This window comes from Altibacter sp., assembly GCF_019913785.1.
In the GTDB taxonomy this organism is placed as follows: domain Bacteria; phylum Bacteroidota; class Bacteroidia; order Flavobacteriales; family Flavobacteriaceae; genus Altibacter.
Genome location: NZ_JAIOHK010000055.1, coordinates 88,508 through 112,921 on the forward strand (window position 1 = coordinate 88,508; position 24,414 = coordinate 112,921).

The 24,414-nt window shown below is 40.6% G+C and carries 21 protein-coding genes; 17 read left to right on the forward strand and 4 right to left on the reverse strand.

The features are described 5' to 3' along the window. Positions 1-9 precede the first annotated feature (9 nt). Positions 10-678 carry a succinate dehydrogenase cytochrome b subunit gene (locus K8F54_RS08615; RefSeq protein ID WP_290789989.1) on the reverse strand — a complete coding sequence of 223 codons (669 nt, stop codon included), beginning with the start codon at positions 676-678 and terminating at the stop codon, positions 10-12. A gap of 102 nt (positions 679-780) precedes the next feature. Next, a complete protein-coding gene (locus K8F54_RS08620) occupies positions 781-3,624 on the reverse strand; it encodes a glycosyl hydrolase (protein WP_290789571.1) in 2,844 nt (947 codons plus the stop codon). A 397-nt stretch (positions 3,625-4,021) separates the two neighbouring features. Here K8F54_RS08620 and K8F54_RS08625 point away from each other — a divergent pair, with 397 nt between their 5' ends. Further along, positions 4,022-5,320 carry an aminopeptidase P family protein gene (locus K8F54_RS08625; RefSeq protein ID WP_290789574.1) on the forward strand — a complete coding sequence of 433 codons (1,299 nt, stop codon included), beginning with the start codon at positions 4,022-4,024 and terminating at the stop codon, positions 5,318-5,320. Positions 5,321-5,398: 78 nt separating this feature from the next. Then, on the forward strand, positions 5,399-6,148 hold the full coding sequence (locus K8F54_RS08630) for a hypothetical protein (RefSeq protein WP_290789577.1): 750 nt from the start codon (positions 5,399-5,401) through the stop codon (positions 6,146-6,148). 37 nt (positions 6,149-6,185) lie between these two features. Here the strand turns inward: K8F54_RS08630 and brnQ are convergent, their stop codons facing one another. Continuing rightward, complete coding sequence (brnQ, locus tag K8F54_RS08635) at positions 6,186-7,457, reverse strand: branched-chain amino acid transport system II carrier protein (RefSeq protein ID WP_290789580.1); 1,272 nt, start codon at positions 7,455-7,457, stop codon at positions 6,186-6,188. Positions 7,458-7,487: 30 nt separating this feature from the next. Between brnQ and K8F54_RS08640 the strand changes: the two genes are divergently transcribed. The 3 genes from K8F54_RS08640 (at position 7,488) to K8F54_RS08650 (ending at position 8,779) form a co-directional block, all read left to right on the forward strand. Further along, entirely contained in the window at positions 7,488-8,258 is a 771-nt protein-coding gene (locus tag K8F54_RS08640) for an alpha/beta hydrolase (RefSeq protein ID WP_290789583.1), read from the forward strand. Between the two features lie 65 nt (positions 8,259-8,323). Continuing rightward, positions 8,324-8,572, forward strand: a complete 249-nt coding sequence (locus K8F54_RS08645) for a hypothetical protein (protein ID WP_290789586.1) — start codon at positions 8,324-8,326, stop codon at positions 8,570-8,572. A gap of 3 nt (positions 8,573-8,575) precedes the next feature. After that, complete coding sequence (locus K8F54_RS08650; protein ID WP_290789589.1) at positions 8,576-8,779, forward strand: hypothetical protein; 204 nt, start codon at positions 8,576-8,578, stop codon at positions 8,777-8,779. 1 nt (position 8,780) lies between these two features. On the opposite strand, the gene thiL is transcribed toward K8F54_RS08650, so the two are convergent. Then, positions 8,781-9,833 carry a thiamine-phosphate kinase gene (gene thiL, locus K8F54_RS08655; RefSeq protein WP_290789591.1) on the reverse strand — a complete coding sequence of 351 codons (1,053 nt, stop codon included), beginning with the start codon at positions 9,831-9,833 and terminating at the stop codon, positions 8,781-8,783. A gap of 281 nt (positions 9,834-10,114) precedes the next feature. On the opposite strand from thiL, the gene K8F54_RS13945 reads away from it, so the two are divergent. The 12 genes from K8F54_RS13945 to sufD all read left to right on the forward strand — a co-directional run bounded on the left by K8F54_RS13945 (position 10,115) and on the right by sufD (position 24,409). After that, positions 10,115-12,031, forward strand: a complete 1,917-nt coding sequence (locus K8F54_RS13945) for a choice-of-anchor B family protein (RefSeq protein WP_363299542.1) — start codon at positions 10,115-10,117, stop codon at positions 12,029-12,031. Positions 12,032-12,151: 120 nt separating this feature from the next. Beyond that, positions 12,152-13,564: a choice-of-anchor B family protein gene (locus K8F54_RS08670; RefSeq protein WP_290789595.1), complete on the forward strand. Its 1,413-nt coding sequence runs from the start codon at positions 12,152-12,154 to the stop codon at positions 13,562-13,564. A gap of 111 nt (positions 13,565-13,675) precedes the next feature. Then, a complete protein-coding gene (locus tag K8F54_RS08675) occupies positions 13,676-15,091 on the forward strand; it encodes a choice-of-anchor B family protein (RefSeq protein ID WP_290789598.1) in 1,416 nt (471 codons plus the stop codon). Between the two features lie 123 nt (positions 15,092-15,214). Next, positions 15,215-16,624, forward strand: coding sequence for a choice-of-anchor B family protein (locus tag K8F54_RS08680; protein WP_290789601.1), 1,410 nt, complete (start codon positions 15,215-15,217; stop codon positions 16,622-16,624). A gap of 20 nt (positions 16,625-16,644) precedes the next feature. Beyond that, positions 16,645-18,036, forward strand: a complete 1,392-nt coding sequence (locus K8F54_RS08685) for a hypothetical protein (protein ID WP_290789604.1) — start codon at positions 16,645-16,647, stop codon at positions 18,034-18,036. 23 nt (positions 18,037-18,059) lie between these two features. Further along, positions 18,060-18,833 carry an MbnP family protein gene (locus K8F54_RS08690; RefSeq protein WP_290789607.1) on the forward strand — a complete coding sequence of 258 codons (774 nt, stop codon included), beginning with the start codon at positions 18,060-18,062 and terminating at the stop codon, positions 18,831-18,833. Between the two features lie 14 nt (positions 18,834-18,847). After that, a complete protein-coding gene (locus K8F54_RS08695) occupies positions 18,848-19,918 on the forward strand; it encodes a cytochrome c peroxidase (RefSeq protein WP_290789610.1) in 1,071 nt (356 codons plus the stop codon). 173 nt (positions 19,919-20,091) lie between these two features. Next, a complete protein-coding gene (locus K8F54_RS08700; RefSeq protein ID WP_290789613.1) occupies positions 20,092-20,421 on the forward strand; it encodes an iron-sulfur cluster assembly accessory protein in 330 nt (109 codons plus the stop codon). 19 nt (positions 20,422-20,440) lie between these two features. Further along, a complete protein-coding gene (sufB, locus tag K8F54_RS08705; RefSeq protein ID WP_290789615.1) occupies positions 20,441-21,889 on the forward strand; it encodes a Fe-S cluster assembly protein SufB in 1,449 nt (482 codons plus the stop codon). 18 nt (positions 21,890-21,907) lie between these two features. After that, positions 21,908-22,315, forward strand: coding sequence for a hypothetical protein (locus K8F54_RS08710; protein ID WP_290789617.1), 408 nt, complete (start codon positions 21,908-21,910; stop codon positions 22,313-22,315). Positions 22,316-22,317: 2 nt separating this feature from the next. Beyond that, the gene (gene sufC, locus K8F54_RS08715; RefSeq protein WP_290789620.1) at positions 22,318-23,070 is read left to right on the forward strand and encodes a Fe-S cluster assembly ATPase SufC; all 753 of its coding nucleotides are present in this window, start codon (positions 22,318-22,320) and stop codon (positions 23,068-23,070) included. 22 nt (positions 23,071-23,092) lie between these two features. After that, positions 23,093-24,409 carry a Fe-S cluster assembly protein SufD gene (gene sufD, locus K8F54_RS08720; RefSeq protein ID WP_290789995.1) on the forward strand — a complete coding sequence of 439 codons (1,317 nt, stop codon included), beginning with the start codon at positions 23,093-23,095 and terminating at the stop codon, positions 24,407-24,409. The last annotated feature ends 5 nt before the right edge of the window (positions 24,410-24,414 follow it).

The window sequence follows — 24,414 nt, forward strand, 5'->3', positions numbered from 1 at the left end:
CGTGCTTGTTTAGTGGGGTAATTGATTAAAATGATGATATAGTGCAATGAAAATAAACCCTAACGGAATGATCACCGCAAATAGTTTGGTAAAACCTTTCAAGGCTTTGGAATACGCATTGTTGAATCCCATACTTTGAAAAGCAGATGAAAAGCCATGCCATAAGTGCAAGGCTAATAACACAAAGGCGAATACATACAGTCCAACCCGTACCGGACTCTCAAACTTATGAACGGTCTCGGCATAATATCTAGTGGGGTCTTCCGGGTTCGACTCAAAATACTTATGAACGATTTCAGGAATCCAAAAATCGTAGAAGTGTAACCCTAAAAAAGCTAGGATCACCACTCCTGAAATAATCATATTCCGGGAGGCCCAACTAGAACTAGCATTTCCTTTATACGCTTGGTAACCAATGGCGCGTGCGTTTCGGTTTTTCAATTCGAGAACAAATCCCATCACAAAATGAAAGACAACCCCAAAGATTAACACCGGCTGTAACAGATACTGTACCAAGCCGTTTGTTCCCATAAAATGAGACCAGCTATTAAAGGTATCCGGGGCAATTATCGAGGTGAGGTTGATTGTAAAATGTTGTGCAAGAAAAAATACAAGAAACAAGCCCGAAAGTGCCATAGCAACCTTTCTGGCTATTGAAGAGGAGAGTATTCCCATTATGATTTTCTTTTAAAGAGAAATTATACAACAAAAATACGGCGCACTGCCATTTTTGCCAAACAATCTCATTTGTTTACTTCCTATTTAGAACTGTTATAAACACTATTTAACTTCAAAGGTAGCTTTTGCTGTTTTACCATTCTGAGAAATCACAATGCTATATTTTCCTTTGGGTGTATAGTACTTATTATTTTTTGCTTTTTTCCACGTTGTCCCGGTTTTTTCCAATGTCTTTACTCCCTTTTCTGAAACGGTTACATCATACGAAAGCACATTCAATCCCTTGTCAACTTCGGCAGAAAATTGCTGGATTTCTTTTCCGTCTTCGGTTTGAATGGACACCTTTACTTTTCCACTTTCAGGGGCGAACACCTGAAGCGATACCGATGGTTCTCTTGGCTCGCTCCACGGACTGAAACTATCACCCCAACGTCGTGAGGCATCAATGGCAGAAACTTCAGCAAGAAGTAAATCGTTCCTATTTGATGCATTTAATTGCTGAAGCAAGGATACATCGGCCACATAAATAGAGCGGCCATGGGTACCTACCACCAGATCCTTTGCCTTCGCCTGTATCACCAGATCGTGCACTGCCACATTGGGTAATCCCTTGGAAAATGCTTCCCAGTTTTCTCCTCTATTATAAGAAACATATGCCCCGTTGTCTGTCCCCACATAGAGCAGATTTTCATTTTCGGGATCTTCCTTAATAACATTTACCGGTGAGGTGGGAAGACTTCCGCCAATGGATTGCCAAGTAGCTCCATAATTCTCACTTACATATACATACGGCTTAAAATCGTCCCAACGGTAGCCATTCAGACTTACATAAACGCGTTCCTTTTTGTGCGCAGAAGCAATCACCCTACTTACCCACAGCTCCTTCGGGAAGGTAGTTGAGATATTGGTCCAGTTTCCTCCCCCGTTTCTAGAAACATATACCATCCCATCATCGCTACCGGTATACAATAGTCCAAATTGGAATTTAGATTCACTTATCGATGTCAAAGTTCCATAGGCCACATTCCCGGGTTTTCCGCCTTGCGTCAAGTCTCCAGAAATGGCTTCCCAATCGGTTCCCTGATTCATACTTCGCATCAATTTATTTCCACCGTAATATAAAATATCTTGGTTGTGCGGACTCAACAAAATAGGCGTCTGCCAATTAAAACGATACGGACTATCACCCAACTCATGCTTCGGCTGGATGTAATCGTATGTATCGGTTTTGCGATTGATTCTGTAATAATTTCCGAATTGAAATCCGGTATAAACCACATCGCTATTACGGTTGTCAATTTGAACCTGCATACCATCGCCACCAAGGATCATTTTATAAGGATACTGTCCACTTTGATGCCAGTATGGCCCTGCCTCATAATCGTGCGGCCCTACCCAAACACCATTGTCCTGAAGGCCTCCATACACATTGTACGGTTCCTCATTATCCACGTTAATAGCATAGAATTGTCCTACGGAAGGCGCATTGTTCTTGATCCAGTTTGCCCCATCGTCATAACTAATATTTATTCCGCCGTCATTTCCATCAATCAAATGCCCCGGTAATTTCGGATTGATCCACAGCGCATGATGATCGACATGTACATTGTCTGCATCTATAGAAGTAAACGATTTTCCGCCGTCTTTGGATTTCAAAATTGGAACCCCGTAAATATAAATTCCGTCCTTATTATTTGGATCCACGTGAATTTTTCCAAAGTAATAGCCGTACGAATAATAGATCCCATCGAGGAAGCCATCGTGTGTTTTATGCCAGGTCTTTCCTGAGTCGGTACTTTTATAGACCTCAGCACCTATGACCGGCGTATCAAACAACATCGAATTGGCATCTTCCAGGTACTTGGCCAAATCGACCGGTTTCACCGTACCTCCTCTCACCATATTCTTTACATTTTCCGCCTTGTATTTTTCCTGAAATCCATTGGTGCGTAAATACTTGTTTAATTTATCATTTTCCAATGCAAGAAATTGAGTGGCTGTCATTGCTTTAAAATCGTCTTTCGAAAGCACATCACTTTTCGTATCGGAGGCGTCATCTCCTTCACGTCTCGCCTGATTGTCATGAATGGCGTATACGGTATTGGCGTCATAGATGGCCAACCCAATGCGTCCTACACCCTTACCCTGGGGAAAGCCACTACCATCCAACGAAACCTTGGTCCAGGTATTTCCTGCATCGGTACTCTTATAGATTCCGCTACCTTCCCCGTTTCCGGTAAAATTCCAGGCTTTACGATCCTTGTCCCATGCAGCAGCGTACATCAGATTAAAATTATTCGGATCCCGCTCCAATTCAATGATCCCGGATTGATTGTTCACAAACAAGGTCTTATTCCAGGATTTTCCACCATCCATGGTCTTGTAAATACCCCGTTCGTCATTGGTAGAATATAAATGTCCCAAGACCCCTACAACCACTTCATTCGAATTGTTCGGATTGATTAAAATACTGCTAATATGATGTGAGTCTTTCAAGCCAACATTTTCCCAGGTTTTTCCATTGTCTGAAGATTTCAGCAAACCAATTCCAGCATACGAAGACCGAGAAGCATTTACTTCACCGGTTCCAACCCATAGAGTGTTGTTTTTCCAATCCATAGCCAAACACCCTACATTTTGTGTAGGACTGCCGTCCAAAATTGGACTAAAACTCGTTCCGTTGTTTTTGGTATGCCATACTCCGCCACTGGCGTAGCCTACATAAAATTCTATAGGATTATCGGGATTAACCGCAAAACCAACTACACGGCCACTCATAATGGTAGGGCCAATGTTCTTAAAGGGAAGGTTTTTAACGATGGAATTTTCTGTAAACAAGGCCTTTTGAGCCAATCCTGCTTCCACATCGTTTACAGAAGTGGCAGCTTGTTGTGCAAAAGAAATCAGCGTAGCAAGGAAAAAAGTAAGGAAGAATAGCTTTTTCATGAAGTTGAAAATTTAGAAAGTGGAATTTACTGAAATGCGATTGGTTTGCAAAATTTTATGATGGCTAATACTGCTGTGGCCGAATACACCCTAAAACCTCCTCTTTTGAAGAATGGGTGAAGAGCGATGTACCAGCAATGTGCTTCAGTATGGATGGATGTTATTCTAAATTATAACAGAAAGACTTTTCAATCCTTTCTCTAGCTGAAAAACACAAAAATTGTACGCCGTGGGTCTCCATTCGACCTTGCCGATTGGCATCTTCATTAAGCTTTAAAATTGATCGCTTCGATAGCTCTCTCATCAGGGCAAGGGGCCGTGTTTCATTTTCATATAAAGAGTGCTACCCTAGATATTTTAAATTCCTTATTTTTGAACAAATTCTGAACTGCAACCCATGAAATACCATCCAATAGACAACGCCTTATACATCAAGAACCGCAAGAACTTTATGGCGCAGATGCAGCCGAAGAGTCTGGCTGTTTTTAACAGTAACGATCAATATCCTATTAGTGCAGATAGCACGATGCCGTTTCAGCAACACAGGGATATTTTATTTTTAAGCGGTGTGGATCAAGAGGAAAGTATTTTGCTGCTATTCCCGGAGGCAGCGGATGCAAAAAATCGGGAGGTGCTTTTTCTGAAGGAAACCAACGATCATATTGCCGTATGGGAAGGAGAGAAATTGACCAAAGATCGGGCTTTGGTGGTAAGTGGTATTAAAACGGTCTATTGGCTAAGCGAATTCGAAAAGGTATTTTTTGAATTGATGACACAGGCCGATACCATCTACTTTAACACCAATGAGCACTACCGTCAATCGGTCGAGACCGAAACCCGGGAAGACCGATTCATAAAACATACGAAGGAAAAGTTTCCGGCACATAGCTGGGCAAAGAGCAATCCCATCTTACAACGACTTCGTTCGGTAAAAGATGCCATTGAGATCGATTTGTTACAAACCGCCTGTAATATTACCGAAAAAGGCTTCCGGCGTATCCTTAATTTTGTAAAACCCGGCGTTTGGGAATATGAGATCGAAGCCGAATTTATGCATGAGTTTCTTCGGAATCGTTCCAAAGGATTTGCCTATACGCCTATTGTCGCCAGCGGAAACAACGCCAATGTACTACACTATATAGAGAACAATCAACAGTGTAAAAAAGGGGATCTTATCTTATTGGATGTAGGAGCCGAATATGCCAACTACAGTAGTGATATGACCCGAACCATTCCCGTTGACGGAAAATTTACAAAACGGCAACGCGAGGTCTATAATGCCGTTTTACATGTAAAAAATGAAGCTACAAAAATGCTGGTTCCGGGTGCTTTTTGGAAAGAATACCATGTGGAAGTGGGGAAATTAATGACTTCCGAATTATTAAAACTGAAGCTTATTGACAAGGCCGATGTGAAAAACGAAAACCCAGACTGGCCCGCCTACAAAAAATACTTTATGCACGGTACCTCCCACCATATGGGGCTTGATACTCACGACTACGGAATTTTGTGGGAACCTATGAAAGCCAATATGGTCTTTACGGTAGAACCGGGTATCTATATTCCGGAAGAAGGTTTCGGAATAAGACTAGAGGACGATGTGGTGATTCAGAAAAAAGGTGCGCCATTCAACCTGATGGGCAATATTCCCATTGAAGCCGATGAGATAGAGGCCTTGATGCATAGCAAAAGTTAAACACCTCGTTTTCAATTTGAAAAGCGCTTATTTTTTGTATTTTTAGTATTGAAACTGTCCTAAAACAAAAATGTAGCAATGAAACAAACTTTTCAAATCTTTTTGTTCCTGCTTATTTTTTCTAATTCCATTGGTCAGATTCCCACACAGGGTAGCGGTCAAGTGATCACCGGTTCGAATGTTTCCATATTTGATAATCTAAATTCTTCAAACCTCTCTCTAGAGTCGAATCCCAAAACCCTTACCTATGAACATATTGAAGGGTCGCCATATATAGACAATGCTGTTGGAGCAAATAAAAATCTTCCTATCGGCAAGTTTTATACCCCGGAGTTTGAATATATGGAAACTGCCCTAGCCAGATACAATGCATTTACAGATAATATGGAAGTGTCATTACTCGAAGATGGCGTAGATTATTATTTACTCAAAAAAAAATCCAACTTCCTGTATATAATCTTGGGCGAAAAAACATATCGCGCTTATGAAATGAATGGAACGATCGGTTTTTTTGTTATTCTCTCGAAAGACGATACACAGAAATGTACGCTGCTTAAAAAGGAATCCGTCTCCTTTATAAAGGAGAAAAAAGCAGCTAGCTCATTTGTTAATGGAACCCCAAATAGCTTCAGAAGAATGAGAGATATTTTCTATTTCAAAATTGATAAAACCCTAGTGGAGATCCCGAGAAGGAAAAAACAGTTCTATGCCCTTTTTACCGAAAAAAAGAATTCCATTAAAGACTATATAGCATCCAACAACCTCAAAATAACGAGCCAAGAAGATTTGTTAAAGATTGTAAACTACTATAATTCGTTGTCTAATTGACTTCTCACTACAAGGTTGCAAACAAAAATTAGCGGTCTTATGCGTTTCGGAATGACCGGATCATATTGGCAACCGCAAAAGTAAGTAAGGCCGGCAGCACCCATCCCAAACTATTTTTTGAAAAGGGAATCCAGTTTTTTATCGCTGTTACGGTTTCTTCAGAAATTAAAACCTCTAAAAAATCGGGTATGCTAAAAAGGATGGCCACAATTGTCACCGCCCTAAACACCCTTTTTGAAGCATAGCGATTAGGAGTTAAATTCAGTAAGATTAATACTATGGTAATCGGGTAAATGAACATCAACGCAGGAACGGCTATGTCTATAATATAATGTACATCAAATTGTCCCACGGCTACCCCAAGAACACACGCCAATACCGCTGTGACCCTATAGGCGATTGGAGAATTACCCGCTATGCCCTTTACAAAATCGGCCGTTCCGGTTACAATCCCGACGGCTGTCGTAAAACAGGCAAGCGCCACCAACACCCCTAAAAATGCGGTTCCAATATTTCCAAGAGTTTGGGTACTTAGTACTGTTAATAATTCGGTCCGATTCTCAATCTCGAGGGTCCCGCTATATCTGGCTCCTAGAGCTATTAGCCCTCCATAGATAATTAACAATCCCAGTCCGGCGAACAAACCCGATCTGGCAATCATCCGTTTCTTCTCTGTATAATTATACCTCCCTTGTAACCTAAAAGAAATCACAATCACACCACCCACCACAACTCCTCCAATGGCATCAAAGGTTTGATACCCTTCTAAAATGCCTTCAGCAAAAGAATTCTCAAAAATGGAGGCGCGTAAGGGTTCCACATTGCCAAAAAGACCGAAGGAAATAATGATCAATAGACTGACAATAATTAACGGAGTTAAAAATTTCCCTATGAGGTCAAGCAGCTTCGTGCGGTTTAGGACGCACATTAATACCAAGACAAAATAGATGGTGCTAGCCCATAATGACGAAATATCAAAATAGGGCTGTATGGCCATTTCATAGGCTACGGAGGCAGTTCTGGGGGATGGCAGTGCTGCAGAAATAACATAGACCATAACAGCATACCCCATGGCAAAGACAGGTGATACTTTGCCGGCAAAATCGAGCATGGTACCTTGTATCCGAGCGTAGCCATAGATTGCCAAAATAGGGATGAGCACTGCGGAAACAGCAAAACCCAAGCTAACCCACAACCAGCTTTCTCCGGCATTATACCCTAAAAAAGGTGGGAGAATTAAATTTCCGGCGCCAAAGAAAAGTGAGAAAAGTGCAAAAGCAGTGACAAAGGTTTGCTTGCTGTGGTTCATTGACAGATATTTGTTGCCGAATATAAAAAAATGAAGCTGAACTATCACAACACCTCACTCTTTTATACGGTTGCCGGTCAGGGGCCTGTGATGGTACTACTCCACGGATTTCTTGAAAGCAGTGAGATGTGGAAAGAATTAATTCCCGAAATCTCACAGAACTATAAGGTAGTAGCGATCGACCTACCCGGTCATGGAAAAAGTGGCATCTTGTCTGAAACCCATTCGATGGAACAGATGGCCCATGCGGTACGATTTGTATTGCAGCATCTAAAAATTTCTGAAGCGATTTTTGTGGGTCATTCCATGGGAGGTTATGTGGCACTAGCGTATGCCGAATTATTTGAAGCTGAGGTCACCAGCTTGGTACTATTGAATTCGACCCCTGCTGAAGATTCGGCGGAACGGAAGGAGAATCGGGTGCGGGCTCTTTCGGTTATTGAAAAGAATCCTACGGCATTTATCAGTATGGCCATCACCAATTTATTTGCCGAAGGCTCTCAAAAAGTATATGCTTCGGAAATAACCACTATAAAAAATATAGCGCTTCGGTTTCCGTTGGCCGGGATTATTGCCGCTATAAAAGGTATGAAGGATCGCCAGGACAGGACTTCGGTTTTAAAACAATTCAGCAAGAAAAAATATATGATCTGCGCCACCGAAGATCCCATAATGCCATTTGAAATAGCTGCAATCTGGGCTAAATTTTGCAACGCTACGCTAATAAAAGTATCGGGAGGGCATATGAGTCATATTGAACAGAAGGAGGAAATTGTTAATTTTTTGCATTTCATCGAATAATTTTGCTTTTAAACGATTTTTGTATTGTTATTTTTATATATTTAACAAAATAAAAACTGAAAACCATGAGCAATACATCCCCAAAAACATCGGTTTCGCTAATGGGCGTTTTCTGCGCCACGATTGGTCACCACTACACAGTGACCCGAAAAGTTACCAACCATATTAACGAATACAAATGTACCCACTGCGGTCGCGAAGTGACTGATAACCAAAGTGGAAAACTGGAAATCCTTACTCAAAAGATCAGAGAGGTAAATACCAATGTTGCAGAATTTTTTCAGAAAAGAACCAACCGAGTCACCATCCAATAGCTTATGAAGAAAATTGTTTGTAAACTAAAAGGGCATACCTATATCCCCATTAAAAAAGAGAAACTTCTTATCGAGGAATACGAATGTTTACATTGTAAGCAGCGGTACACGACGGACGGGTATGGCCGTATGGTGAAACTTACCAAATACTGGCAGAGCAACCATCAATTTTTTGAAAGACATTTTACCAAACAGGCCGCCTCTTAAACTAGTCTTCTTGTAATGCGTTCCATCCTCTAGCGATTAAAGGAATCTTTGTATTTGCCCGAGTGATCAAATGAGTTCCCTCTTTTTTATGCGTTATATGTCCAATCACGGTAAGATGCGGATTCGCTTTTATTTTTGGGAAATCCTCGGTACTTATCGTAAATAGTAACTCGTAATCTTCGCCTCCGCTCAGGGCAATCGTTGTGCTGTCCAATTTAAATTCTTCGGAAGTACTTATTACTTGAGGATCTAAAGGAATTTTATCTTCGTATAAATTGCAACCCACTTCAGACTGTTTGCAAATATGGAGTATTTCGGATGACAGTCCGTCGCTAATGTCTATCATTGCTGTTGGCTGCACTCCTAAATCGGCCAACAATTTTGGAATATCCTTTCTGGCCTCAGGTTTTAATTGGCGTTCAATGAGGTAGGTATAAGGTTCTAGATCGGGTTGTGAATTTGGGTTCACCTTAAAAACTTCTTTTTCACGTTCCAGCACTTGTAATCCTAAATAGGCTGCGCCCAGGTCGCCACTAACCACCAACAGGTCATTTTCTTTGGCTCCATCGCGATATACCAAGACCTCTGGTTTTGCTTGACCAATTGCCGTAACGCTAATCAACAATCCGGTGGTTGAAGAGGTGGTATCTCCCCCTACCACATCGACATGGTACAATTTGGCTGCCGTAGCAATACCCGCGTATATTTCTTCCAAAGCTTCGACAGGAAACCGATTAGAAACTGCAATAGAAACCGTAATTTGTGTGGCCGTAGCATTCATCGCGTAGATATCGGACAGGTTCACCACAACGGCTTTATACCCCAAGTGTTTTAATGGGACATAGCTAAGATCGAAATGAACCCCTTCCACTAGTAAATCGGTTGAAACGACCAACTGCATACCCTTTTCAACAGCAATTACTGCCGCATCATCACCTATTCCCCGAATACTAGTTTTTTGTTTCAGTTTGAAATTCTTGGTAAGGTGGTCAATCAATCCAAATTCTCCCAACTGAGATATATTGGTTTTTAAGGGATTTTTATCTTCTAACATGATAACTATTTTAGCAGGCGACAAAAATACGGTTTCATATTCAATTAAGGCAAAAATCCAAAGATCAATTCGCTTGAATTTCACCCGACTAAGAGACCTAAAGGCTGCTTATTATTTAACATAATTCATATTGTGCTATATTGAATTTTTCATATTTTTGGCGTCCCAAAAGCTCTTTTTTTGAATATAATTCATTAAAACCTGTGTTTTTGTTGAATTATATGTACTATTAATTCAATTTTATCGTTACCATCTTATTATTGTAATTTAAAAACCAACAAATGAAAAAACTATTACTCCCCATCTTAGCATTAGGCTTTGGTTTTGCGAATGCGCAAACCCCTTGTGCCGGAGGATCTGCAGGTCCTTACCCTTGCAGTGGTTATAACCTACAGTCCGAATTTTCTTTGGGCGATTTAAATGCCGGCGCCGGTAATGACTCTTGGGGTTGGACAGACCCTTCAAATGGTGATGAATACGCACTGGTAGGTTTAGACAACGGAACTGCCTTTATCGATATATCAGACCCAGTAAACCCGGTATACCTTGGAAAACTTCCAACACATACAAACAGTTCTACCTGGAGAGATATTAAAGTGTATAACAACTATGCCTTTGTAGTTAGTGAGGCAAACAACCACGGGATGCAAGTATTCGATCTTACCCGATTGCGAAATGTAAACAATCCACCGATTACCTTTACCGAAGACGCTCATTACAACGGCTTTGGAAGTGCACATAACCTGGTGATCAATGAAGATACGGGCTATGCTTATGGAGTTGGAACAGGATCGTTTAATGGCGGCCCTCACTTTGTAAATATTCAAAATCCTTTGAATCCAGTTGGCGAAGGGGGATATTCCTTAGGCTCCTATAGCCATGATGCCCAAGTAGTAACCTACTGTGGTCCGGATGCCGATTATGCCGGAAGAGAAATCCTAATTGGCAGCAATGAGTCACAAGTGGTGATTGTCGATATTACCGACAAAGGAAATCCGGTTGGAATTTCAAATATTAGTTATTCAAATGTGGCATATACCCACCAAGGATGGTTTACCGAAGATCAGACCTATTTTATTTTAGGAGATGAATTAGATGAACAAAATATTGGATTTAACACCCGTACGATCATTTTCGATTTCACCGATTTAGACAACCCGCAACACCATTTCGAATATACAGGTCCTACGCCTGCGATTGACCACAATGGTTATGTGAAGGGAACGAAGTACTATATGGCAAATTACAGAGCCGGGCTTCGAGTTATCGACATATCCGATATCGCGAATCAGAATATCTCTGAAGAAGGCTATTTTGACAGTTACCCAAATAATAACAATGCCAATTTTAGCGGCGCCTGGAGTGTATTCCCCTATTTTGCGAGTGGAAATATTGTTATCAGTGATATTAACAGAGGCTTCCTTTTAGTAAAAGCAGCAACAAGTGATCTAATAGAGCCTGTAGCAAATTGTCAAGATGTAACAATTATGTTAGATGCAAACGGAAATGCTTCGGTTACAGCGGCTCAAATTAACGATGGCTCTACAGACAACAGCGGAACCGTTTATTTCCTGCTTTGTGATGACACCTTTGATTGTGGTGATTTAGGAGCTAATACGGTTCAGCTAGAGGTATATGACGACTTCGGAAACAGAGACTATTGCACGGCAACAGTAACTGTTGTAGACGATATTGATCCTGCTATTACATGTCCTGCAGACTTTACGGTAGGATATGACTCCGGCAACCCTTATTATACAGTTCCTAATTATGACACCACCGGAGTGGTTACTGCCACCGACAATTGTGCGGCTGGACTAGTGATTACACAAAATCCTACTCCGGGAACTCAATTAACAGTGGGAACATACACTATTAGCTGTGAAGTAACAGATGGTTCAGGAAATACAAATACCTGTACCTTCGAGCTTACGGTAGAAGAGGTGCTTGGCACCAACGATGTTAATTTGGAAAGTGGTTTGGCTATTTATCCAAATCCGACTTCAAATGTTATAACAATAAGTTCGAAGCATGTAAATCTTTCATCGGTTGCCATTATGGACGTATTAGGAAAGCAGGTATATACTGCCAATACGATCGATTCAGAAACTACAACTATTGACATTTCAGGATTTTCGAAGGGAATGTACTTTGTAAAGATCAATAACAGTACTACGAAGAAGATCATTAAAAACTAAGCGCTTAGGCCTAGTACCAACGATTATAATTTTGAAAAAGCACTAACTTTTAACCTTTTGGTTATGGTTGGTGCTTTTTTATTGGTAGTTTTAGCAAACTTTGATTAAAAACTCTTTTTGATGAAAATATTTCTTCCGCTTTTTATAGGCCTTATATCGTTCACAATCACCGCTCAAACACCCTGTGAAGGCGGGATGGCCGGACCCTTCGACTGTAATGGCTATGACCTGCTCTCCCAAATTCCCTTAGCAAGCATGAATTCTACCAGAGCAAATGATTCTTGGGGATGGACCGACCCTCAGGACGGAAAAGAGTACGCCATTATTTGCCTGATTGAAGGAACCGCATTCATTGACATTTCAGATCCTATCAATCCTGTCTATCTGGGAAAACTCCCAACTGAAAACAGTAGTAGTACCTGGAGGGATGCCAAGACTTATAACAACTACGCCTTTATTGTAAGCGAAGATGCAGGCCACGGTGTACAGATATTCGATCTAACCAGATTGCGGACTGTAAACAATCCGCCGGTTACCTTTACGGAAGATGCACATTATAGCGGTTTTGGAGCAGCACATAACATTGTTATCAATGAGGCTACGGGCTATGCTTATGGTGTTGGTACCGATGCCAATAGTGGCGGACCACACTTTATTAATATTCAGAATCCCTTAGTCCCTGTAGGAGAAGGCGGCTATTCGGCCGAAGGCTATTGCCACGATGCACAGGTGGTTATCTACAACGGCCCGGATACCGATTATACAGGGCGTGAAATCCTATTCGGCAGTAACGAATCACAAATTGTTATTGTGGATGTAACCGATAAAGGAAGCCCACAGACCATATCCACCATTGCCTATGCCAATGTTGAATACACACACCAAGGGTGGCTAACCGAAGACCATCGGTATTTTCTTTTAGGTGACGAGGCCGATGAAATAAATCTGGGAATTGATACCCGAACTTTAATTTTCGATTTCAACGACCTTGATAATCCACAGTTTCATTTTGCCTATACCGGCCCAACAGCGGCAACCGACCACAATGGATATGTAAAGGGTGACAAGTTTTACCTTTCTAACAACGCAGCCGGGCTACGGGTAGTCAATATATCCGATCTGGCCAATCAAAACATGACCGAAGAAGGTTCATTTGATTCGTATATTCCGGATAATAATGCAGGATATAATGGAGCTTGGAATGTGTACCCCTTTTTTGATAGCGGAAATATAGTAATTAGTGATCGAACCCAAGGGTTCCTTTTGGTAAGACCTTCGGCACTTGGAATTGAAGATCAAATGGTTAAAGATGATTTTGCCGTATATCCTAACCCGGCTTCAGAACAAATAACGATCAATTCAAAAGGGACTCCTATTTCCGCTATTTCAATTTCAGGTGTATTAGGGAACCTCCTTTTTTCAGAAAAAAATATAAATTCTGAAGTAAAAACCATCGATGTATCTAGTTTCTCTAAAGGAATTTATTTTGTAAAAGTTAATGACAACACCGTTGCGAAAATCATCAAAAAGTAGCGTGTTTATTGACCTAGTAAGTTAGTAGAGCATTAATTTTTAACGCGTTATGTTAGTCATAATGGTTTTTTATTATTAGCTTTACGCACCTTACAAAAAAATAAAATTTTGATGAAAAAGTTACTTTCCCTTTTAATTGCAGCTACGAGTATGATTGCTATTGCCCAAACTCCATGTACAGGAGGATTTGCAGGAGGCTACCCATGCAGTGGTTACGATTTACAAGCGCATATTAGTTTAGGCACCATGAATGCGTCGGGAGCCAATGATTCATGGGGTTGGACAGATCCCGATAACGGAGATGAATACGCCTTGGTAGGCCTAGAAGATGGAACCGCATTCATTAAAATTTCAGACCCTGTCAATCCTATATATTTAGGCAAACTTCCTACACAAACCAGCAGCAGCACTTGGCGGGACATCAAAACATATAATAATTATGCTTTTATCGTGAGTGAAGCGTCCAATCACGGGATACAAATTTTCGATTTAACCCGTTTGCGTTCGGTAGCCAATCCCCCTGTAACGTTCAACAACGATGCTCATTTTAATGGTTTTGGAGGCGCACACAATATTGTGATCAATGAAGATACCGGTTATGCTTACGGTGTTGGAGCTAACACCTATGGTGGAGGCACTCATTTTGTAAACATACAAGATCCATTGAATCCGGTGGATGCAGGAGGATTTGCATCTAATGGCTATACGCACGATGCACAAGTGGTAACATATAACGGGCCCGATTCAGATTATACCGGTCATGAAATATTAATTAGTGCCAGTGGTAGCGAGCAAATTGTTTCTATTGTCGATGTGACTGATAAAAATAATCCTATTAGTATATCTACCTTGTCGTATTCTAATGTAGGGTATACGCACCAAGGCTGGTTTACTGAAGATCAACGGTACTTTCTTTTAGGAGATGAGTTTGATGAATCGGATGTCGGGTTTAATACACGTACGATAATTTTCGACCTCAGCGATCTGGATAATCCGCAGCAAGACTTTGAATATTTCGGTCCTACTACTGCAATAGATCACAATGGATATGTTTTAGACGGCACCTATTATTTGGCAAATTATGCGGCTGGGTTTCGCAGAATCGACATTAGCGGTATCGCTAATGACAATATGGTAGAAACGGGTTACTTCGACACCTATCCGGCAGATAATAACGCTAGTTACAATGGTGCATGGAATGTGTACCCTTATTTTAGTAATGGGAAAGTTATTATTACAGATCGCAGTGGCGGTTTCTTTCTTGTGAGTCCTTCGATACTTGCCATCAACGATTTATCTCAGGGGGAGTTTGCTGTTTATCCAAATCCCGCTTCGGAAATATTACAAATAGAATCCGCACATCAGTCGATTTCAAGTGTTCGGATTATTGACATGCTTGGAAAGGTGTTGTTTTCAGAATCAGCTATCAATGTTACCAATAAGACCATTGATATTTCGTCCTTTTCTAAAGGCATGTATTTTGTAACGATCAACGACAACACTACCAAAAAGATTATTAAAAAATAGTCGAGAAGAGTACTTTATTAAAAATTTAACGGCTTGTTCACTACGCAGCACTAAGTTTTAACCTTTTACGTTAGGCTTAGTGTACTGATATAATTATTTTTACATCTAAATAAAATCAAACTAATGAAAAAATTACTACCCCTATTAATAAGCATGGTAACCGCAGTCGCCATTAGTCAAACTCCATGTGTTGGAGGAATTGCAGCCGGATATCCCTGCAGTGGATATGATTTACAAACACACATTGTTTCTGGAATAATGGGTGCTTCGGGAGCAAACGACTCTTGGGGCTGGACCGATCCCGATGATGGCACCGAATACGCGATTATATGTTTAAACAATGGAACCGCTTTTTTTGATATTTCAACACCTACCAATCCAACCTATCTTGGAAAATTAAATACCTCTACTGGATCGAGTTCTTGGAGAGATGTAAAAGTGTATAATAATTATGCTTTTATTGTTAGTGATGTAAACGGAAATCACGGTATGCAGATTTTCGATTTAACCAAATTAAGAAATGTGGCAAATCCACCCGCTACCTTCACCGAAGATCAACATTACAGTGGTTTTGGAAGTAGTCACAATATTGTGATTAATGAAGAAACTGGTTATGCCTATGCAGTAGGAAACAACACCTTTAGTGGAGGCCCTCATTTCATTAATATTCAAGACCCGCTTAATCCGGTAGCTGCAGGAGGATATGCAGGTGAAGGATATACACACGACGCACAAGTTATTATTTATGATGGCCCCGATACCGAGCACGTGGGAAAAGAAATATTTTTTGGCAGCAACGAAACACATGTGGCTATAGTGGATGTAACCAACAAGGCCAATCCACAACTTATATCAACAATAGTGTATCCTTCAGTTGGCTATACACATCAAGGTTGGTTGACCGATGATCGCAATTACTTTTTGTTAGGGGATGAAGGAGACGAATTCGACTTTGGATTTAATACCCGAACCGTGATTTTTGATGTATCCGATTTAGATAATCCTTCTTTTTCCTTCGAATATTATGGAACAACTCCTTCTGTCGATCACAACGGATATGTAATTGGAGACACTTTTTATCTAGCCAATTACTCCGCAGGACTGCGTGTTATGGACATAAGTGACCTTGCTAATCAAAATATGTCGGAATCAGGATTTTTTGATTCATATCCAAGTAATAACAATGCAAATTACAACGGTAGCTGGAATGTATACCCGTTTTTTGCAAGTGGAAATATTGTAATCTCCGGATCGAATGGATTTACGCTTGTTAAAGATGCGAGCTTAGCAGTTAACGATATTGCAGCCAACGAATTTTTAATGGTTCCTAACCCAGCCGATAATATGGTGACCATTACTTCAAAAGAAAATAAAATTTCGCAAGTAACTATTTTTAATCTTTTGGGACAACAAGTCTTAGATAGGTCTTTTGAAGATAGTATTTCCGAAAGTATCGATGTTTCGAACTTGACCGCCGGAATGTACTTGGTAAAAATTAACGATAACACTACAAGAAGATTGGTAGTGAATTAACCCCCAAATAACCTATGCTATTGAAAAAAACGAAAAATTTAAATCTTATTGGAGTGTTTATGATCTTAGGAGTGCTGTTTTCCTGTGGAAAGGATGACGGTGGGACTCCCAACGATGATGACCCCCCAACTGGATTCCTTGGCGAATTAGAATATGTTAAAACCTTTGGAGGAAGCGGAGAAGATGAAGCATCAGCAATTCTTCAAACTGCCGATGGATCCTATATTGTTTTTGGTTCTACACGTAGTAATGATGGAGACATCACAGATAAGGCCGGAATTGATGCAGATTATTGGTTGCTGAAACTTTCTCCCGAAGGGGAATTAGTTTGGAGTAAAACCTACGGGGGTACTGAAGATGAAAAAGGATCTCGAATCTCTAAGACCAACGATGGAGGATATCTTCTATCGGGCTATAGTGCCAGTAACGATGGCGATGTATCGGGGAATGAAGGTTTTCATGATTACTGGATTGTTAAAGTGAATAGCGAGGGTGCTATTCAATGGGATCTCAATTTTGGTTTTCCCGGAAGCGACCAAGCCTATGATGCATTTCAAACTTCCGATGGCGGTTATTTTCTAACCGGATTCTTCGATGTAAGTGCATGCGGTGCCAATCTTTGCCCCGGGAGCGACCTCGTAGATGGTGAAGATCCTATCGAATCCAAGAGTGGACTGCACGGCGTAGGAGAATACTGGGCCATAAAGCTGAATGCCAACGGAACAAAGCAGTGGAGACGTTATTTTGGAGGCTCTAACAACGACAGAAGTTATGATGCCTTAGAAACCTCCGATGGCGGGTTTTTGATGGTAGGTGCTTCCGAAAGTGCCGATTTTGATATTACCGATGACAAAGGAAGCTATGACTATTGGGCAGTGCGCTTAACCGAAAACGGCGACCTGCTGTGGACCAAATCTTTTGGTGGTTCCGAAATTGATGTAGGATATGCTGTTACCAAATCGAATGATGGAAATTATATCTTAGTAGGTGATTCTCGAAGTGAAGACAAAGATGTTAGCAATCCATTGGGTAATGCCGATGCGTGGGCGGTAAAGTTTAACGATAGCGGAAATCTAATTTGGCAAAAAAGCTTTGGTGGCGATCAATTTGAGTCGGGTAGAAGTATTCTTCCAATCTCAAATGGCGAATATTTGGTTGCCGGCTCCACCCGAAGTGCCAACGGTGATATTACCGTAAATCGCGGTCAAAATGATGCCTGGATCTATAAGATTAGCGAGCAAGGTGAGCTTAAGTTTCAAATAACAGCCGGTGGTTCGGGTCTCGATTTTGCAACCGCGGCTATTGAAACTCCAGACAATAAAATTGTTGCTGTTGGAAATACCGAGAGCAATGATTTTGATATTCCATCCAATCGAGGAATTAAGGATTTATTACTAATAAAGATCAAATAATTAAAAACCTAACTTATTATTAAATGAAAAAAATTGCCCTATTTGCAATGATTGCCATGGTGGCCATGAGTTGCAATAACGATGACGATAATAGCAGCACACCTGTAAATGTTGATTTTCTATTTACGCATAACTGGGATGGCAGTGCCATCGAAAACTCAGATTTTGAAGTAATTCAATACACCAATGCACATGGAGAGGAATTGAGTCTTTCAAAATTGGTATACTTGATTTCTGATATTACATTTACCAATGCGAATGGTGATGTGTATGATGCAGGAGACTATAACTTGGTAAATGTGAGAGAAGAAACTAACTTGATGTTCACCCCCAATATACAGGTTCCACCCGGAGACTATACCGTTTCCTTTACCTTTGGTTTTGATGATGAAGATAATATTGATGGTGTCTATCAGGATTTAAATTCAGCCGACGGTGGTTGGAATGTTCCCATGATGCTTGGTGGTGGTTATCACTATATGCGTATGGAAGGTAAGTTCATCGACAATACAGCTGCCGAGGTAGGGTATGCATATCACGCCATTAGAGCGGCCGATGCGAGCACAACGCCTATAACACTACAAGACACTTCTTTCGAAGTAAACCTTGGAACAGTGACCATAGCAAATAACACCGAAATTGAAGTAAAAATGAACGTAGCCGAATGGTATGACAATCCTCACGAATGGGATTTAAATATACTTCACACTGTTTTAATGCCGAACTTCGATGCTCAAGTAATGATGTCGGAAAATGGTGCTACCGTTTTCAGTAAAGGTGCCGTGACACAAAACTAAAATGATTTTATAACATGCGCTTAACTATAATAGCAATACTCGTATCTCTAACGATCATCTCCTGTAGTACAGGAGGTGATGGTGGAGACCCATATGAGGCAACTCCAAGTCCGCTAGTGATTCCGCAGTTGTTTCAAGACAAATTGATCGATCCGGTCATACCGGCAGACAATCCACAAACGGTGGAAGGAATTGCCTTGGGAAGAAAACTCTTTTTCGATCCTATCCTTTCTGGAGACGGAACACAATCCTGTTCCACCTGCCACAACCCCGAAAACGCATTCACAGATCCAAGACAATTTAGCGTGGGCATTGATGGAAGTATTGGTACCCGTAATTCAATGCCTATTTTTAACGTTGCTTGGAATTTTAATGAACTTTTCTTTTGGGATGGACGTGCAACCAGCGTCGAGGATCAGGCCTTCGGCCCCGTAGTTAATCCTGTAGAGATGAAAAATACTTGGCCGAATGCCGTTGCTAGTTTGCAGGCCGATTCGGAATATCCCGATCTCTTTTTAGCAGCATTTGGAACCTCAACAATTGATTCTACGATGGTGACTAAGGCGATTGCACAATTTGAACGCACACTTATATCTGCCAATTCAAAATTTGATAAATATACTCGTGGAGAGGTTGAATTAACCCCTTCCGAATTAAACGGCCTGAATGTATTTTTGGATGAAGGCAGGGGTGATTGCTTCCACTGTCACGGGAATCCTAACAGTCCGCTTTGGACAGATAATATCTTTCATAACAACGGTTTAGATGCTAGTTTTACAGATCGAGGGCGAGGTATGGTAACCGGTGACCCCAGAGAATTTGGACAATTTAAGTCACCTTCGCTTCGGAATTTAGCGTACACTGCACCGTACATGCATGATGGGAGATTTGCTACGCTGGAAGAAGTGATCAATCACTATAGCGAAGGACTGGTTTATTCAGAAACCATCGATCCCTTAATGAAAACTGTATCTGCAGGAGGTGTTCATCTAACCGAACAAGACAAAGCAGATCTCAAGGCATTTTTGCTGAGCCTCTCAGATCCTTCGTTTATTTCAAATCCAGATTTTCAAGATCCCAATTAAAATAAGTATATCGAATTTCCACAGTATTAATACTTGCTTTTCAACACCTTAAAAGTGAATTGTTAATTATTACCTAAATCTATTATACCATAAGTTTAAATTCTTTCCGAATCATGGTTTAACAGCCGATTTAGCTTATATTTGCACTCTAATTTAGAATAAATCTATTTTAAATGATTAAAGTTAGTGACACTGCAAAAACCAGAATTTCGCAGCTTATGTCTGAAGAAGGCTATAATGTAGCCAATGACTTTGTACGCGTTGGTGTGAGAAGTGGTGGGTGTTCCGGGCTGTCTTACGAACTTACTTTCGACAAGACCTTGGGAGATACCGATAAGCTTTTCGAAGAAAATCAGGTTAAAATTGTGGTAGACAAAAAAAGCTTTTTGTACCTCGTAGGTACTACCTTGGAATACAGTGGCGGACTTAACGGAAAGGGATTTGTATTTAACAATCCCAATGCCAACAGAACCTGTGGTTGCGGTGAAAGTTTTTCACTTTAATAATTGCTGAAAAAGAAAGATGGGTAAGTTTACAGAAGACGATTTAAAGAAAGAACTCGAAACCAAAGAGTACGAATACGGATTTTATACCGATATAGAGTCCGACACATTTCCTGTTGGTTTAAACGAAGGTATTGTTCGGGCCATTTCAGAAAAGAAAGAAGAACCCGAATGGATGACTACTTGGCGTTTGGAAGCCTTTCGCTATTGGCAAGAAATGGTGGAACCCGAATGGGCCAATGTGCACTATGAAAAACCAAATTTCCAAAATATCTCCTACTATTCGGCGCCCAATAAAAAGCCCAAATACAACAGTATAGACGAAGTAGATCCGGAACTCTTAGACACCTTCAAAAGATTGGGTATTTCGTTAGATGAACAGAAAAAATTAGCCGGAGTAGCGGTAGATATTGTGATGGATTCGGTTTCGGTGGCCACTACTTTTAAGAAAACCTTGGCCAAAAAAGGAATTATTTTCTGCTCTATTTCCGAAGCCATAAAAGAACATCCAGAACTTGTTAAAAAATATATTGGAAGTGTCGTCCCACAACGCGATAATTTCTATGCCGCCTTGAACAGTGCGGTGTTTAGTGATGGATCCTTTTGTTATATCCCGAAAGGGGTGCGGTGCCCAATGGAATTATCCACTTATTTCCGAATCAATCAAGCCGGTACCGGACAATTCGAGCGCACCCTAGTTATTGCCGATGAGGGAAGTTATGTGAGCTATTTAGAAGGTTGTACAGCGCCTAGCCGAGATGAAAACCAATTGCATGCCGCTGTGGTCGAACTCATTGCATTGGACAATGCCGAAATTAAGTATTCTACGGTCCAGAACTGGTATCCCGGCGGAAAAGATGGAAAAGGAGGAGTTTACAATTTTGTAACCAAGCGAGGTATCTGTGAAGCCAATGCGAAGATATCTTGGACACAGGTTGAAACAGGAAGCGCTGTTACCTGGAAATACCCGAGCTGTATACTAAAAGGAGATAATTCAATTGGTGAATTTTATTCGATCGCTGTAACAAACAATTACCAACAAGCCGATACCGGAACGAAGATGATTCATATTGGTAAAAACACGAAGAGCACTATCATTTCCAAAGGTATTTCGGCCGGAAAATCACAGAACAGCTACCGCGGTTTGGTAAAAATTAACCCCAAAGCCGATAATGCTCGTAATTTTTCACAATGCGATTCGTTATTAATGGGAAATGACTGTGGCGCGCATACTTTTCCGTATATAGAAGTAAAAAATAAGACGGCACAGGTAGAACATGAGGCTACCACCAGCAAAATTGGTGAAGATCAAATATTTTATTGCAATCAGCGAGGTATTAATACCGAAAAAGCTATTGCGCTGATTGTAAATGGATTTAGTAAAGAAGTGTTAAACAAGCTGCCCATGGAATTTGCCGTGGAAGCACAAAAACTATTAGAAATAAGCCTTGAAGGCTCAGTTGGTTAATTAAATAAAGTAATCGTCATGAAAAAAATCTTTTTGCTATTTACGCTTTCAATTTTTGTATTTGCTTGTAAAAATTCTGAAGAAAAGACCGTAGACAACACTGCGGAAACAGAAGACAGTGCCAATTATGTTCCAAGTAAAATGTATAAAGGTGAGTTTATCTATATGGCCGATGCGGCAGTACTTAAAGGAGACACTTACATTTTTGGAGTGAAAATGGACGAGATGGCTGCAAAATTGGGGGAGCGCGTGGCACCCATTAAAACAGATGAATTCGATATGGTGCCTGTTATTGTAAAGGGGACCGTGTCACATAAAGAAAAAGACCAAGAAGGTTGGGATCAGATCTTAACCATTACTGAAATTCTCGAAGTGAGTCCCGTACCGGCAAAAGCCGACGTTAAAATTGAAGATAAGAAAAGCTAAACATGTTACACATTAAAGATTTGCACGCTGGTGTTGAGGAAAAAGATATCTTAAAAGGTATCAACCTGGAAGTAAAAGCCGGAGAAGTCCATGCTATTATGGGGCCAAATGGTTCCGGAAAAAGCACCTTGGCTTCGGTAATTGCCGGAAAAGATGAGTTTGAGGTCAGTAAAGGGGAACTTACCCTGTATGGTGAAGATATCACCGAACTCGATCCTGAAGAAAGAGCCCACAAAGGTGTTTTTCTATCCTTTCAATACCCGGTTGAGATACCCGGAGTTTCCGTTACCAATTTTATAAAAACCGCTATCAACGAAACCCGAAAGGCAAAAGGGATGAACGATATGCCCGCTAGTGAAATGCTAAAGCTTATCAAAGAAAAGGCAGATCTCCTGGAAATCGATCGTAAATTTTTATCCCGTTCGTTGAACGAGGGCTTTTCCGGAGGAGAGAAAAAGAGAAATGAAATCTTCCAAATGGCTATGATGGAACCCAAACTGGCCATTTTAGATGAGACCGATTCGGGCCTTGATATTGACGCACTAAAAGTAGTGGCAAACGGCGTGAATACCTTCAAAAATAAAGACAACGCCGTGGTGGTTATAACCCACTATCAGCGTTTGTTAGATTATATAATTCCCGATTTTGTACACGTAATAATGGACGGTAAAATTGTAAAGTCCGGCGGAAAAGAATTGGCCCATGAATTAGAAGAAAGAGGCTACGATTGGATTAAAGAAGAAGTGAATGCCTAACGGCAATTTGATGATTGAATTTATGAGTTTAAAAGAAAAATTACTTTCCTCCTACCTCGCTTTCGAAGATAATTTGGAAGCGGACTCTCCTATACATGAGCTTCGAAATAAGGCAATCAAGAATTTCGAGCAAAAGGGGTTTCCCACCAAAAAAGAAGAGGCCTGGAAGTATACATCCTTAAATGCCTTGTTGAAAAATGATTACAGTGTTTTTCCGAAGCAATTAGATAAATCCATTGATTTTAAAGATGTGAAGAAGTATTTTCTTCACGATATCGACACCTATAAAGTTGTTTTTGTCGATGGAGTCTACAGTTCTTTTCATTCTGAAACTACCCACGATCAAATAGATGTTTGTTTGATGTCTTCGGCATTGAACAAGACGAAATACAAGCCCGTTATAGAAGCCTATTATAACAAAATTGCTGAAGATGACAGCCTCACGTCTCTCAATACAGCCTTTGCTAAAGAAGGAGCCTATATTCATATTCCGAAGCATAAGGAAGTTGAAAAGCCTATTGAGATCCTTTATTTCTCAACAGGAAATGAAGCGGCGGTATTCTTACAACCCAGGAATTTAATTGTTGTTGGAGAAAATGCACACGTCCAAATTATTGAACGACACCAAAGCTTGTCTAAAAATGAAGTGCTCACCAACAGTGTGACCGAAATTTTTGCTGAAAAACGAGCCTTTGTTGATTATTATAAAATACAAAACAATGTAGCTTCAGCCTCATTGATAGACAATACCTATATTGCCCAAGAACGCGAAAGCAATTGTAAGGTACACACGTTTTCTTTCGGGGGAAAATTAACCCGAAACAACTTGAACTTCTATCAAAATGGAGAGTATTGTAATTCAACCCTAAAAGGAGTCACCATTTTGGAAAACAAACAACATGTTGACCATAACACCTTGGTACATCATATTGCTCCCAATTGTGAGAGTCATCAAGACTACAAAGGTATTTTCGGCGATGCTTCAACGGGAGTTTTTAACGGTAGAGTTATCGTTGAAAAAGATGCACAAAAAACAGATGCCTTTCAGCAAAACAACAATATTTTGGTAGACGATAAGGCCACTATTAATGCAAAACCACAACTAGAAATCTTTGCCGATGATGTGAAATGTTCACATGGTTGCACCATTGGTCAGTTAGATGAGGATGCCTTATTTTATATGCGTTCACGGGGAATTGCAAAAAAAGAAGCTCGCGCTTTGCTCATGTATGCCTTTGCCAATACGGTCTTAGAAAGCGTTAAAATTCCTGAGTTGAAAAGACGTATCAATAAGTTAATCGCCCATAAAATTGGGGTAAACTTAGGATTCGAAGTATAAACTAT

What these genes read in the sequence shown, in the direction of transcription:
- K8F54_RS08640 (WP_290789583.1), top strand. Translation starts at nt 7,488, where the DNA reads ATGAAGCTGAACTATCACAACACCTCACTCTTTTATACGGTTGCCGGT.
- K8F54_RS08695 (WP_290789610.1), top strand. Translation starts at nt 18,848, where the DNA reads ATGCGCTTAACTATAATAGCAATACTCGTATCTCTAACGATCATCTCC.
- K8F54_RS08680 (WP_290789601.1), top strand. Translation starts at nt 15,215, where the DNA reads ATGAAAAAATTACTACCCCTATTAATAAGCATGGTAACCGCAGTCGCC.
- K8F54_RS08710 (WP_290789617.1), top strand. Translation starts at nt 21,908, where the DNA reads ATGAAAAAAATCTTTTTGCTATTTACGCTTTCAATTTTTGTATTTGCT.
- K8F54_RS08625 (WP_290789574.1), top strand. Translation starts at nt 4,022, where the DNA reads ATGAAATACCATCCAATAGACAACGCCTTATACATCAAGAACCGCAAG.
- K8F54_RS08630 (WP_290789577.1), top strand. Translation starts at nt 5,399, where the DNA reads ATGAAACAAACTTTTCAAATCTTTTTGTTCCTGCTTATTTTTTCTAAT.
- sufD (WP_290789995.1), top strand. Translation starts at nt 23,093, where the DNA reads ATGAGTTTAAAAGAAAAATTACTTTCCTCCTACCTCGCTTTCGAAGAT.
- K8F54_RS08675 (WP_290789598.1), top strand. Translation starts at nt 13,676, where the DNA reads ATGAAAAAGTTACTTTCCCTTTTAATTGCAGCTACGAGTATGATTGCT.
- K8F54_RS08700 (WP_290789613.1), top strand. Translation starts at nt 20,092, where the DNA reads ATGATTAAAGTTAGTGACACTGCAAAAACCAGAATTTCGCAGCTTATG.
- K8F54_RS08645 (WP_290789586.1), top strand. Translation starts at nt 8,324, where the DNA reads ATGAGCAATACATCCCCAAAAACATCGGTTTCGCTAATGGGCGTTTTC.
- sufC (WP_290789620.1), top strand. Translation starts at nt 22,318, where the DNA reads ATGTTACACATTAAAGATTTGCACGCTGGTGTTGAGGAAAAAGATATC.
- K8F54_RS08690 (WP_290789607.1), top strand. Translation starts at nt 18,060, where the DNA reads ATGAAAAAAATTGCCCTATTTGCAATGATTGCCATGGTGGCCATGAGT.
- K8F54_RS08620 (WP_290789571.1), bottom strand. Translation starts at nt 3,624, where the DNA reads ATGAAAAAGCTATTCTTCCTTACTTTTTTCCTTGCTACGCTGATTTCT.
- K8F54_RS08670 (WP_290789595.1), top strand. Translation starts at nt 12,152, where the DNA reads ATGAAAATATTTCTTCCGCTTTTTATAGGCCTTATATCGTTCACAATC.
- K8F54_RS13945 (WP_363299542.1), top strand. Translation starts at nt 10,115, where the DNA reads ATGAAAAAACTATTACTCCCCATCTTAGCATTAGGCTTTGGTTTTGCG.
- K8F54_RS08650 (WP_290789589.1), top strand. Translation starts at nt 8,576, where the DNA reads ATGAAGAAAATTGTTTGTAAACTAAAAGGGCATACCTATATCCCCATT.
- thiL (WP_290789591.1), bottom strand. Translation starts at nt 9,833, where the DNA reads ATGTTAGAAGATAAAAATCCCTTAAAAACCAATATATCTCAGTTGGGA.
- sufB (WP_290789615.1), top strand. Translation starts at nt 20,441, where the DNA reads ATGGGTAAGTTTACAGAAGACGATTTAAAGAAAGAACTCGAAACCAAA.
- brnQ (WP_290789580.1), bottom strand. Translation starts at nt 7,457, where the DNA reads ATGAACCACAGCAAGCAAACCTTTGTCACTGCTTTTGCACTTTTCTCA.